This window comes from Halovivax ruber XH-70 (assembly GCF_000328525.1).
GTDB lineage: Archaea > Halobacteriota > Halobacteria > Halobacteriales > Natrialbaceae > Halovivax > Halovivax ruber.
Map to the genome: position 1 here is coordinate 172454 of NC_019964.1, position 11924 is coordinate 184377.

An 11924-nucleotide genomic window follows, 5' to 3' on the forward strand; every position below is an offset into this window, starting at 1 on the left:
CTTCTCGATAATGCGGACTTTCTCGGAGTCAGACTCGACTCGACTAGCGCGAACGGCCAGCTGGACCGATTCGAGATGGCCGCTCGCTCGTCAGAAGCGCTGTTCGCTCCCACGATCACGACTGTTCCGCCGACGGAGCACTCGAGTCAGCACAGCAAACATCTCGTGTGACCGCTCAGACCCTCGCTCTATCGAAGGGGGTGGTCGCCGATGACTGATCGACGCCGCTCGGAGCCGTGCCAGCCTTCGATGGAAACAGACGATTCACACCACCCAATGACGGACGAAACAAGCGAATCCACGACGGACGACCCGTCTCTCGAAGACCGAATCGACGCTCTCGAGTCGGTCCTCGAGAGCCAACGGGAGACGATCGAACAGCAAGCGGACCGACTCGAGAAACAGCGGGCGACACTCGAACGACTCGACGGGGATGGCCCCGGCGAGGTTCAGGATGAACTGGCGGAGCGGCCGACCATCAGTCGTCGCACGGCGCTGACCGGGATCGGTCTCGCCGGTCTGGCGGGCCTCGGGGCGACGTCGGCATCGGCGAGCGAGGCCGAACCGTCGGGTGAGATCGGGACCGAGACGCGTCCGCTCGAATCTGTGTACACCCAGCAGTTGCGTGGCGTTCCGGACGGTGAGACGCCGTTCGACCTGTTCGCCGGTGGTGATCGAATCGCTCGATTCGAGCCGAACGGTTCCGAGTCTCCGAACCTGCTGTTCGGTGAGGGGACCAACGCGTACGATGTCGATAGGCAAGGACAGACGATCAGTGGCGGGCGAAACAACGTCACGAGTGGAAACTCTTCGGTAGTCGGCGGGGGAAGCGGAAACGAGGCACTCATGCACAGCGCGACGGTTTCGGGTGGCCAAGAGAACGTTGCAGAGTCGACGTTTTCAACCGTCGCGGGCGGAAATAGTAACCACGCCACGAATTCCGGCGCGACAGTCGGAGGCGGCAGTTCGAACGTCGTCGAAGGTGATCGGGCGGTGATCGGGGGCGGTTCCGATAACAGCGCCACCGGAACCCGGTCGGCGATCGGCGGCGGTTCCAATAACAGTGCCAACTCAATCGGCTCGACGATCGGCGGCGGCGGCCAAAACTCCACGAGCGGCAACTATTCCACGGTCGGCGGTGGCCAGGAAAACGAAATCGATGGTTACGACGCGACGATAGCCGGGGGACGGTTGAACACCGTCGACGCACCGGCGGCAACGGTGGGTGGCGGCGATCTGAACGAGGTGACTGGGGACCGGGCTACCGTTTCCGGGGGCCAACGCAACATTGCGTCGGCTTTTTGGGCGACGATTCCGGGCGGGTCCCACGCCAGAGCCAATTCGTCCGGTCAGTTCGCGTATGCGAACGGCGACTTCTCCGAACCCGGTGATGCGCAGGCCTCGATGTACGTCCTTCGGAACGAGACTAGTAGCGACAGCGAGACCGTCGGGTTGTTTCTCGACCATCTCGGTGAACAGATCGTCGTTCCGGGCGACCGATCCATCGCGTTCACGGCACAGATCCTCGGTCGAACGACTGCTCACGATGCGTCGTCCTGGTGCGTCAACGGCGTCGCGACCAACGATGGGTCGTCGTCGACGCTCAGTACCGAAACCGTCAGCAAATTCGACCAAGCGAATCTGGGAAGCGTCGATGTCGGCTTCGACGATGGCGAGAATCTTCTCGAGTTTTCGGTCACGTCGAGCGGTGACAACTTCCGGGACACCCAATGGGTGGCGACGATCAGGACCACCGAGACGGAGTTCGCGAACGGAGGTTCATGACGTGGCATCGAACTCGACGACCGGTGACCGTGAGTCGCGGGACTCGACGCGGTCGGGTCGGATCTTCGTGGCCCTGTTGGTCTGCGTACTCGCGGTCAGTCTACTGACCGTCGGTCTCGCCGGTCCGACACTCGCGGCCGATTCGTCCGTCGAGTGCGCCGCTGGATCCGGCGGCGGACCGGTGTACGTGACCGATAGCGGTCTCGAAGTCGCCGACAACGCCACCGCGGCCGACGAATCGTATCCCGCGTTCCCGGACGCAGAGACGGTCTCGCTAGAGGACGTGAACGTCTCGTTCAGTGCGGCTGGTCCGGCCGACCTCCGCCTCGAAGAGCGGTCGGCCGATTTCACCTGCGTCGCTGCGGTCAACGCATCGGCGAACGACGTCCTGATCGGCCCCGCGGAGGGGCCGGGGATGACGATCAACGGCTCGCTCGAGGCGCTCTCGTTCGGGCCTCTCGACTTCGAGTCCGACGACGCGGCTGACCTCACCTACGACGCGAACGACTCCGTTACGCTCACCATCGACGACACCGGTCTCGACGAGGGTGAGACGGTCGCGTTCGAGAGCCTGGGTTCGGACACGATCGACGCGGAGGTCGACGCCGACTCGAACGGCACGTTCTCGGTGGAACTCCCGGCCGGTGACTACGAACTGGCACTCTCGACGGCGTCGAGTGGCGGCGGTCTCCCGGGTCTCCCGCCACCGCCGCCGGACGACGAGCCGGCCGCGTTCGAATATTCCGAGATCGCGCTCGAGTCGACCGAGATCGGGGCGGGCGAGGAGATCACCGTTTCGGCGACGGCGACGAACGTCGGGGAAGCGTCCGGCTCACACACGGTGGAGCTGCTGGTCAACGGCGAAGTGGTTGGCGAAGAGAGCGTCTACCTCGCCGGCGGAAGTTCCGAGACGATTACATTCACCACCGTTCTCGACGACGCGGGAACGACCGGCATCTCGCTCGGAGACGAGTCGGTCGGAACCGTGACCGTCACCGACGAGGAACCCGGCTCGGACAATTCCGGGGGCACCGATCCGGGATCGGACGACGACGGCGAAGCGACGCCTGATCCCGAGTCCGAGATCGACGAGGGGAGCGAAACGCCGTGGCTCCTGATTACGATCGGTCTTCTCGCAATCGTGACCGCGGGCGTTGGCGTGGCGTACTCGCAGGGACACCTGGACCCATATCTGTCCGAGTGAGCCCCTTCCGTCCACTGTTCCGTTCGACGGAGGAGGACGGGTCGCATACACTTTTCCGGGCAACCGAAATGCAAGTCACACGGGTGTGACAGGACGGTCTCGCCGCAGAACCACGTGAGCGCGTCGTTCGTCGATGTCCTCACGACGGATAATTGAATGCGACCGAGGAGTCCGTCAACAGGACGGATGGTCCCACGCGCCTGCGAGCTTCTTTCTATGCCACACGGACACGTTCTGCGGACGCCGGTCAGGCCGCTCGCTCGGACGGGGTGATCGATGACGACCCACGAACCGTCCATCGAGGATCGAATTGAACAGCTGGAGTCGATAATACAGACCCAACAAGAGACCATCGACCTAATCGCTGACCTATATGGGGGTTGACGGATTTTGCTCCAGCGGATCGATACGTCTGATGAGTGCACCCGCATCCTGAGCGCGGCCCGTCTTGACCGTTCTACCGCATTGCGCGTGTCTACGTAGTATACTATTTCGGGGCCGGTTGCTGCGGAGGGGTGTCGATCAGGTCGTCGGTACTTCGACGAGTCGATCACAGGCAGCGTCGAGACAGCGTCGATCGGACCCGGTGTCGAACGCCGGCAGGCCGCAGCCGCAGGTGCCGTCGACGACGCCGCTGGGGACCACGAACCCGGTCTCACACTCGGGGTAGTGCTCACAGCCGGCGATCAGCCCACCCCGGCGAAGGATGCGCAGGTCGCCGCTGCAGTCGGGACAGCTCCATTCGCGGTCGAAGGCGTCGCGAACGGCGTCGTCGAGCGATTCACAGGTCCGGTCGAGACAGATGTCGAACGCGAGTCCGCGCTCGGCCCGGATTCGGGGCAGTCCACACGAACAGTACTCGTCTCGCACGACGGCGTCGGCCGGGATGGCGTAGCGTTCGTGGCAGTCGACGCAGCGAACGCCGTCGGCGCGGACGAGCGTCCCGTCGCACGTCGGACACGTTCCCACCGGCGTGCCAGCGGGCGAGGCGCGATAGTTCGTAAAGCCCTCCCGGTCGTGGGTCGCGATGCGCAGCGTCTGGACGTCTTTCTTCGCGACGAGGGTGAAGCCGCCGGTCCGTTCGGTGGAGACGCTGTCGGCCCGGGTCAGCCAGGCGACGGGCTGGTAGCCGTCGACGTCGTGGACGAGGACGGTGTTGTCTGGCTTGACGATCGTCGTCACGCGACCGCGGTACTCCTCGCGCTCGGTCCCGTCGAACATGACGGTGCAGTCGCCCGCGAGGATCCGGATCGTGTCTTCGAGCATGGGCCGTCTGGCCGCGGGTTGGTATATAAACGTGCGGTCGAACGACGGGGGTGACGACACGTCGTGACCTGGGCGGCGCGCTCGTCAGCCTGCCGACAGGCCGCTTCGCCTGGGGCAAGCCACGGCCGATCGACCCGCTCTCGACGGCGCTCGTCGCCGAACGCGTAGATCATCACACGTATAAGAGGTGATTCCGTGAACTCGTTCATGCAGCTCGACTGGACCGGGATCGACCACGTGACGAAGGTCGACCCGGAGAAGGCGATGCCGTCGGATCCGGCCTCGCTCCTCGCGGCGACGGACCTCGTGATGATCGGTGGCTCCGACGGTGTCACCGAGAAAAACACCATCGAGACGATCGAGGCGGTTCGCGACGCGGCGCCCGACGTGCCGATCTTCCAGGAACCGTACAACGCCGACCAGGTGACGAAGGAGACGGTCGACGCCGTCGACGTCCTCTCCGTGCCGGCGGTGTACAACGGCGACATGAAACACTTCGTCGGCAAGCACGTCTCGATGTACGCTCAGCTCGCGAGCAAACCGTCCTCGATGATGGGGACGAGTCTCCCGGTCGTCGGCAGCGTGATCGAGTCCAAGGCCGAAGGAGTGGTGGCCGACCTCACCGAGAAGATCGTCGGCGAGGGGTACGTCATCCAGCACACGGACTCAGCGGCCGCTCGAACCGCCGGCGCCACCGAGCCGTTCACGACCGAGGAGGTCGCTGGCGCGGCGCTCGCGACCGAGACGTTCTACGGCTTCCCGATCTTCTACGTCGAGTACTCCGGGACGTACGGCGGCCCCGCGGACGTCGAAGCCGCTGCGGCGCACCTGGAGGACACCGTCTTGCTCTACGGCGGTGGTATCGACTCGCGCGAGAAGGCCGAGGAGATTCTGGACGCCGGCGCGGACGCCGTCGTCGTCGGCGACTGTTTCCACGACGACCGCGAGAAGTTCACCGAGACGATCCCCCGGCGGTAACGCCGTTCGGCGCCCGCTTCACCCGTTCCTCCGCCTGTTTTACCCGTTCTTGCGCCCGCTTCGCTCGCTCCTCCGCCTGCTGACGTCGTGTTCGACCGTGACCGCTATCGCGCTGGATCCGTACGTCCTCGTATGGCCACGTTCGACGTCGAAATAGTGCTGTTCGACGGGTTCGACGAACTCGACGCCGTCGGTCCCTACGAGGTGTTCGACACCGCACGGTCGTTCGGTGCCGACCTGACCGTCTCGCTGGTGACACTCGACACACCGGGGCAGGTGACCGCGAGCCACGGTCTCCGCGTCGAAGCCGATGGGTCGCTCTCGACGGACGCTGCGCCCGATCTGCTGGTCGTCCCCGGCGGCGGCTGGACGAGCGACGATGGCGGGGTGCGACGAGTCGTCGACGAGGGGCGACTTCCGGCGGTAGCCGCCGAGCTGGCCGCGGCCGGGACGACGGTCGCGTCGGTCTGTACCGGGGCGATGATCCTGGCCGAGGCCGGGTTGGTCGACGGCCGACCGGCGACGACCCACGAGGCCGCCCTCGACGATCTGGCAGCCGTCGCCGGCGAGGTTTACGACGACCCCGCCGTCAGGGCCGTCGACGACGGCGACGTTCTCACCGCCGGCGGGGTCACGGCCGGAATCGACCTCGCACTCTGGCTCGTCGAACGCGAGTTCGACGCCGACGTGGCAGCTGCGGTCGCGACGGAACTCGAACACGAGCGCCGGGGAACGATCGTCCGGTAGTCGCCACCCGTCCGCGAGGCAGACTGCGCAACCGAATCGCTTTCCGGCGGGCCTGCGTACGCTGACCCGATGACCGCTGTGTTGTTCGACATGGACGGCGTGTTAGTCGACAGCGAGGATTACTGGGTCGCGTTCGAGGAGGACGAACTCCTGCCCGATGCGGTCCCCCACACCGAGATCGATCTCGCGGAGACCTCGGGCATGAACTTTCGGGAGATCTACGACTACCTCGACGCCGAGTACGGGACGGCGATCTCCCGCGAGGAGTGGATCGACCGGTTCGACGAGATGGCGCGGACGGTCTACACCGAGCGCGTGTCCCTCCTGCCCGGTCTGCGGGAGCTGCTCGCGGACCTTCGGGAGCGCGGGGTGACCGTCGCCGTCGTCTCCTCGTCGCCGCACGACTGGATCGGCCTCGTCCTCGATCGATTCGACCTCGTGGACGCGTTCGACGCCGTGGTCAGTGCTGACGACATCGATGGCGCCAGCAAGCCCGCGCCCGACGTGTACGAGTACGCCGCGGCGACGGTCGACGCGGAACCCGACGACTGTGTCGCCGTCGAAGATTCTGAAAACGGTATCACTGCGGGCCATCGAGCGGGGATGGCGGTCGTCGCCTACCGGGTTGTGGCTCACGGCGACATCGACCGATCGCGGGCGGACGTGGTGGCCGACGATCCCGCCGAGTTGCGCGAGGCAGTGCGGTCGCTGGTCCAGTAACTCGATAGTGCCAGGTGCGTCTCCTGTTGTCGCGCAGGAACGCCCTCGAAACTTCAGACGCTCGTGAGGACGGTCGTCACCGGTAGTTCAGCACTGCCGGCGCTCGTCCGCGTCGTCGTCCATCCCGGCCGCCTGGATCACCTGTCGAATGTGAAAGTCCTTCTCCCGCGGATCCTCGTTCGCCAATGCGTCTTCCAGATGCTGCTTGCACTGATTGCTAAGCTCCCCCATCCCGGGAATTACATCGAACGAAGCACCTATATCTGCTGTGGAATCGGTCCGCTATCGTGGGTACGCGGGACGGATACTAACTACCGGGGACTGTCCACCGTCGGCCGAGCGCTCCGGGCCGTGTCCGGTGCCTGCGTGGGCACTAGCGCGTCCGCACCGGCCCGAAGATCACTCGACGTCGACCGTTCGCGTTTCGCTGATCGGCACCAGCGGGAGTTCCGGAAACGCCACGCTCACGGTCAGTTCGAGGGTGTCGTGATCGGCCGAGCCGAAGACGGCGGCGGGAACGACCTCGCTTCCACGGAGGTAGGTGCTGGTACTGGTCATCTCGTGGCCGTTGACCATCACGCGAACCTCGGCGCGGGCGGCCTCGCCGGTGTTCGTGACGGTGACCGTTTGCATGTCGTTCTCGCCGACGGCGATGGTCGACGGGAAGTCACGCTCCCACGCGATTTCGACGGCGGGGAGTGCCCGGGCGCTCTCGAGGATTCGCTCTGCGACGCCCTCGTCTAGCCCGGCCTCGACCAGTCCCGACACGCCGGTCTCGCGGACGTCCGCCGGCGTGTGGATCTCGGATCGTGCGAGCTTGCTCGCTCGACCGGGGCCGACGCCGTCGATCGCGGTCAGGCCGACGGCAGCGGCGTCGACGCCGTTTTCGACGCGCGCTTCGAGCCGACTGGCGAGGTTCGCGTCGTGTCCGCTGGCGAAGCGATCGAGGAATGCCCGGAGCGCGGCGAGCAGGCGGAGCGCGTTGCGAGTGATCGCCCAGGCGTCACTCCGGAGTTCCGTCGGCGTCGTGCCGTTGGCCTCCGATCGGAGGATGGCGAGCACCTTTCGCTGCCCATTCGAGCCGATGTCGTCTCCGACGGGCTGGCCGGTGAGAACGCCGTCGATGGCGTCGCGCTCGGCCTGGCGCGTCGTGACGGAGTCGAATGCTCCCGCCTTCGCGATCGCTTCGAAGACTGTCGCCTCGTCGAGCGTGCCCTCGACCGCGCGCTCACAGCAATCGGCGAACCCGCGTGCGGTCTCCAGATCGAGGTAGTATCGAGAGGTCAGCCGGCCGAGTGCGGTCGGTTCGAGCCCGTTCCGCGCGTCGTCGGAATCTCCGGCCCCGTCACCGTCCCGTTCGACGAACCCGTCGGTGACGAGCGTCTCGATCGCGTCCCGGACGCGCCGATCGAGGTTCTCGAACCCGTACTTCGTCGGCCGCGTCTGGCCGCGTTCGTAGAAGAACGTGGTCTCGAGCCAGTCGAAGACGTCCGCCTCGCTCGTGACGTTTCCCATCGCGATCTCGGCGTTGAGGTGGGTTTCCAGGCTGTCTGCGAGTTGTGACTCGATCTCGGTTCCCTCGCGGAGCAGGCGTCGGTAGCGGTCGGCGTCCGCGGTGTCACAGACCACCCAGCCGTAGCCGACGTCGTCGTAGCCGGGTCGGCCGGCCCGTCCGAGCATCTGGAGGACGTCGAGCGGACTCATGTCGACCTCGCCTTCGAGTGGGTCGTGATACTTCGTGTCCCGGATGACGACGCAGCGGGCGGGCAGGTTGACGCCCCAGGCGAGCGTCGTCGTCGAGAAGAGCAACTCGATCAGCCCCTCCTTGAACCACGCCTCGACGAGGTCCTTGTCGTTCTTCGAGAGGCCGGCGTGGTGGAAGGCGACCCCGTCTAACACCGATTTGCGGAGGGTGTCGTTCTCGAGTTCCGTCGCGTCGGTGTGAAAGTCGTACTCGCCGCGAGCGCCCATCGGGATGTCGCGCTCGGCGATCTCGTCTCGGGATTTCTTCGCGGCCTGGACAGTGTCCTGCCGGGAGGAGACGAAGACGAGCGACTGGCCGTCCTCCCGGAGGTGCGGTTCGGCGAGGTCGAGCGCGCGGTAGAGTCGGCGATACTTGTCGGCGAAGGCGTTCTCGCCGTGCGTGTAGGTTTTGACGTCGGCGTGGAGGTCTACGGGGCGGTACTCGTCGCCGAAGTCGAAGGTGCACGCGTCCGGGGCGTCGAGCCAGGCGGCGACGTCGTCCACGTTGGGCATCGTCGCCGAGAGGGCGACGACGCGCGGATCACACAGTCGCCGCAGCCGGGAGATCGTCACCTCGAGGACGGAACCGCGGCCGTCGGCGTCCAGCAGGTGCACCTCGTCGATCACGCAGCAGTCGATGTCGGTGACGAAGTCGTACCGGCGTGAATCGTGCTTGCGCGTCGCCGAATCCAGCTTCTCGGGCGTCATCACCAGAATGTCGGCCCGGCGCGCTCTGCGGGGATTCAGGTCGCGCTCGCCGGTGACGACGTAGACCGAGTAGTCGAGTTCCTCGAACCGGTCCCAGTCGGCTTCCTTCTCGTTGGTCAGCGCACGAAGCGGTGCGACGAACAGGGCCGTCCCGCCCGAATCGAGCGCCTTGCAGATCGCCAGCTCTGCGAGCGCGGTCTTGCCGGAGGCGGTCGGCGCGCTGGCGACGACGTTTGCCTCGCGCTCTAACAGGGCCGGGAGGGCCTCGCGTTGCATCCGGTTGAACGAGTCGAACGCGAACGCCTCGGCGAAATCGGCCTCGAGCGAGTCGGCGAGCACCTCGGCGACGTCCATCTATCGGAGACGGGCGTCGGCCCGTGAAAGGCGTTTCCTTCGCGGCGACGCCGCGCTCCGTCGTGACACCGAATTGGGAAAAACGGACGATTCAAGCCGTGTCGACGGCCCGTCGTTACCGCAACGCCGACGTGATTACGGCGCCAGCCGTCGCGAACACGAGCGGGTAGAGGATCCCCGCGAGGACGACGGCCGGGAGGAGGACTGGGGCCATCGAGCCACCCCACTCGACACCGAAGACTGCTCCCTGGGAGCTCGACTCGGTCACAAGTGCGCCGAGACTCATCACGACACTGTAGCCGAGCGCGACCGGCGCTCCGGTCACGACGGCGCCACCGAGGTCGCGCACGTCGAGCCGATACGCCAGAAGCGCACCGGCGAACAGGAGCACGACGGGCGGAATAACATACAGCAGATCGGCGTTCGCGCTCCCCGATTCGCTGATCAGGTTGATCGTATCAGTGCCGCTGATCCCACCGACGGAGCCGCTCCGTTCCAGTTCGACGAAGTGGGCGTTGAAGTAGTACCAGGCTGTTCCCTTCCACTCAGCGAAGTTCTCTAGATTCTCTTTGACCTCGTCTCGTATCAGGAGCGTGGTCAGTAGGTAGCCGATCGCCGCGACGAGGACGCCGACCCCTGCGCTCGCAGCGATGCGTCCGCCGTCAGTACTGCCGGCTGTTCGGGACATGGAGTCGAACCTGAGCGACGGGGTCGGTATATGCCTTCTGTAAGGTACAATCCGTATTTGTCGCGGGCGAATTGGCGAATCTGGGCCGGGAACCGACGAAATACGAGGAAAGCGGGGTCAGAATAGGGCCGATCAGTTAATTTTTATTACAGACACGTTTACGAAGCGTCGTGAACCCCGATCGAAATCCCCTCGCACTCGCGTTCGCCGTGACAGTGGGCTGGATCGCCCTCCTGACGGTCGTATTCCTCGGGGGCGTCTGGGCGATCACTTTCGGCGTGTTTTCGGTTCTCGGTGTCTCCAGCGCGTCCACCTCTGCCTCCCTCCTGACGGCGGTCGCGCTTTGCTGGCTCGGCGTTCGGGAGTTCAGGCAGGTAACGGCCGTCGAGCGCCTCGCCGATGCCCGGACCGTCACACCGGACGAGTGTCCCACGTTGTATCGGCTGACGACGCGGGTCGCCGCCCAGCTCGACGTCCCACCGCCGACGATCGCCCTCGCGGACAGCCCCGCGCCGCAGGCCCTCGTCGTCGGCTTGCGACCCGGGAACGTCCACCTCGTCCTCTCGACGGGCGTCATCGACGCGCTCGGCGGGGACGACAGCCCAGTATCGGGCGAACTGGAGGCCGTGATCGCCCACGAACTCGCCCACGTCGCGAACCGCGACGCGATGGTGATGACGGTTGCATCCGTGCCGGTGCTCCTGGCGTCGCGACCCAAATCGTGGGCGCTGTCCGTGGCATCGGAGACCGACTCGTTCGCTTCGGTCTTCCTCACCGCGCCGATCGGCCTGCTCTCGGGCGCCGTCTGGCTGCTCGGACGGGCGACGACGGCCCGCCTCTCGCGCGCCAGAGAGCGCGTGGCCGATCGGACGGCCGTCGAGGTAACGGGGTCGGCGTCGGCGCTCGCCGGTGCGCTCGCGACGCTCGACGACGAGATCGACGCCGCGCCCGACCGCGACCTCCGGACGGTGTCGGCGCTCTCGTCGCTCTCGATCCTGCCGCTCGAACCGTCAGACCCGGTGTTGCTCGGTCCGGATGGCGAACGAAAACCGCCGTACTGGCGCGTCGAACGCGCGTTGAACCGGCTGTTTCGAACCCATCCGCCGACGGCGGACCGAGTCGACTCGCTCGCGACTCTCGTCGATCGGTCCTGACCGTGCTCACGCCTGCAACCGCACGACGGTCGCGTTAGGCGCGATCTCCGTTTCCCGACCGCCCGACCTGGGTGGCGAGGGCGGCCCTGGCGGCGTCCGGCTCGGGTGCCCGGACGAAGGTGACCTCGGGTTCGTCCGATCCGGCGGTGTAGACGCCGATGTCGCCGTAGCCCAGGACCCGGCCGGCGACCGACTGCCGCAAGGTGGTGTTCTGTACCCGTTCGAGCGAGAGTTGCGTGACGTCGCGCGAGACGACGCCACGTTTGGCGTAGAGCTGGTCGGTCGTGATCACGTAGCGCGTGTTCGTCCAGAACGCGTAGGCGGCCGTCGCACCGCCGATCCCGACGACGGCGACCGCGATGGCGAGCCAGCCGACCAGCTGGTAGCCGGCGTTCCACGCCCAGGCCGCGACGAGGAGTCCGGCGAGCGTGACGACGAGTCCGAGGACGAACCGCATCCCGAGCGCGATCGGGTGCGGTCGGTTCGTCCACGTGACGCGCTCGTCGTCGCGCAGGTGTACCCAGTCGGCCGTCTCTCGCGGGACGCTCACACGGGGACGTTCGTGGATTCCGACATA

General features: G+C 66.1%; 12 protein-coding genes. 7 read left to right on the plus strand and 5 right to left on the minus strand.

The window, feature by feature from the left end:
* The first annotated feature begins 276 nt into the window (after positions 1-276).
* Both HALRU_RS00735 and HALRU_RS00740 read left to right on the plus strand, forming a co-directional pair.
* The gene (locus HALRU_RS00735; protein WP_015299505.1) at positions 277-1785 is read left to right on the plus strand and encodes a hypothetical protein; all 1509 of its coding nucleotides are present in this window, start codon (positions 277-279) and stop codon (positions 1783-1785) included.
* Between the two features lie 67 nt (positions 1786-1852).
* Positions 1853-2989 (plus strand): CARDB domain-containing protein, encoded by a 1137-nt coding sequence (locus HALRU_RS00740; RefSeq protein WP_148680376.1) that lies wholly within the window; start codon positions 1853-1855, stop codon positions 2987-2989.
* Between the two features lie 522 nt (positions 2990-3511).
* On the opposite strand, the gene HALRU_RS00745 is transcribed toward HALRU_RS00740, so the two are convergent.
* Positions 3512-4255: an endonuclease NucS domain-containing protein gene (locus HALRU_RS00745; RefSeq protein ID WP_015299507.1), complete on the minus strand. Its 744-nt coding sequence runs from the start codon at positions 4253-4255 to the stop codon at positions 3512-3514.
* Between the two features lie 50 nt (positions 4256-4305).
* On the opposite strand from HALRU_RS00745, the gene HALRU_RS15530 reads away from it, so the two are divergent.
* The 4 genes from HALRU_RS15530 (at position 4306) to HALRU_RS00760 (ending at position 6700) form a co-directional block, all read left to right on the plus strand.
* Positions 4306-4446: a hypothetical protein gene (locus HALRU_RS15530; RefSeq protein WP_171814973.1), complete on the plus strand. Its 141-nt coding sequence runs from the start codon at positions 4306-4308 to the stop codon at positions 4444-4446.
* A 16-nt stretch (positions 4447-4462) separates the two neighbouring features.
* On the plus strand, positions 4463-5233 hold the full coding sequence (locus HALRU_RS00750) for a heptaprenylglyceryl phosphate synthase (protein WP_015299508.1): 771 nt from the start codon (positions 4463-4465) through the stop codon (positions 5231-5233).
* Positions 5234-5365: 132 nt separating this feature from the next.
* Complete coding sequence (locus tag HALRU_RS00755; protein WP_015299509.1) at positions 5366-5980, plus strand: DJ-1/PfpI family protein; 615 nt, start codon at positions 5366-5368, stop codon at positions 5978-5980.
* 69 nt (positions 5981-6049) lie between these two features.
* Positions 6050-6700 carry an HAD family hydrolase gene (locus HALRU_RS00760; RefSeq protein WP_015299510.1) on the plus strand — a complete coding sequence of 217 codons (651 nt, stop codon included), beginning with the start codon at positions 6050-6052 and terminating at the stop codon, positions 6698-6700.
* Positions 6701-6787: 87 nt separating this feature from the next.
* Here HALRU_RS00760 and HALRU_RS15535 read toward each other — a convergent pair whose 3' ends face one another.
* The 3 genes from HALRU_RS15535 to HALRU_RS00770 form a co-directional block, all read right to left on the minus strand.
* Positions 6788-6931, minus strand: a complete 144-nt coding sequence (locus tag HALRU_RS15535; RefSeq protein ID WP_007701677.1) for a hypothetical protein — start codon at positions 6929-6931, stop codon at positions 6788-6790.
* A gap of 168 nt (positions 6932-7099) precedes the next feature.
* Positions 7100-9505 carry a DEAD/DEAH box helicase gene (locus HALRU_RS00765; protein WP_015299511.1) on the minus strand — a complete coding sequence of 802 codons (2406 nt, stop codon included), beginning with the start codon at positions 9503-9505 and terminating at the stop codon, positions 7100-7102.
* 115 nt (positions 9506-9620) lie between these two features.
* Positions 9621-10193 (minus strand): hypothetical protein, encoded by a 573-nt coding sequence (locus tag HALRU_RS00770; RefSeq protein WP_015299512.1) that lies wholly within the window; start codon positions 10191-10193, stop codon positions 9621-9623.
* A 170-nt stretch (positions 10194-10363) separates the two neighbouring features.
* Here HALRU_RS00770 and HALRU_RS00775 point away from each other — a divergent pair, with 170 nt between their 5' ends.
* Positions 10364-11347 (plus strand): M48 family metalloprotease, encoded by a 984-nt coding sequence (locus HALRU_RS00775; RefSeq protein WP_015299513.1) that lies wholly within the window; start codon positions 10364-10366, stop codon positions 11345-11347.
* A 34-nt stretch (positions 11348-11381) separates the two neighbouring features.
* On the opposite strand, the gene HALRU_RS00780 is transcribed toward HALRU_RS00775, so the two are convergent.
* On the minus strand, positions 11382-11897 hold the full coding sequence (locus tag HALRU_RS00780) for a PH domain-containing protein (protein ID WP_015299514.1): 516 nt from the start codon (positions 11895-11897) through the stop codon (positions 11382-11384).
* Positions 11898-11924 lie beyond the last annotated feature (27 nt).

Excerpts from the sequence above, each read along its gene's own strand:
- HALRU_RS00735 (WP_015299505.1), top strand. The coding sequence starts at position 277 with ATGACGGACGAAACAAGCGAATCCACGACGGACGACCCGTCTCTCGAA.
- HALRU_RS00755 (WP_015299509.1), top strand. The coding sequence starts at position 5,366 with ATGGCCACGTTCGACGTCGAAATAGTGCTGTTCGACGGGTTCGACGAA.
- HALRU_RS15535 (WP_007701677.1), bottom strand. The coding sequence starts at position 6,931 with ATGGGGGAGCTTAGCAATCAGTGCAAGCAGCATCTGGAAGACGCATTG.
- HALRU_RS00770 (WP_015299512.1), bottom strand. The coding sequence starts at position 10,193 with ATGTCCCGAACAGCCGGCAGTACTGACGGCGGACGCATCGCTGCGAGC.
- HALRU_RS00765 (WP_015299511.1), bottom strand. The coding sequence starts at position 9,505 with ATGGACGTCGCCGAGGTGCTCGCCGACTCGCTCGAGGCCGATTTCGCC.
- HALRU_RS00750 (WP_015299508.1), top strand. The coding sequence starts at position 4,463 with ATGCAGCTCGACTGGACCGGGATCGACCACGTGACGAAGGTCGACCCG.
- HALRU_RS00760 (WP_015299510.1), top strand. The coding sequence starts at position 6,050 with ATGACCGCTGTGTTGTTCGACATGGACGGCGTGTTAGTCGACAGCGAG.
- HALRU_RS00745 (WP_015299507.1), bottom strand. The coding sequence starts at position 4,255 with ATGCTCGAAGACACGATCCGGATCCTCGCGGGCGACTGCACCGTCATG.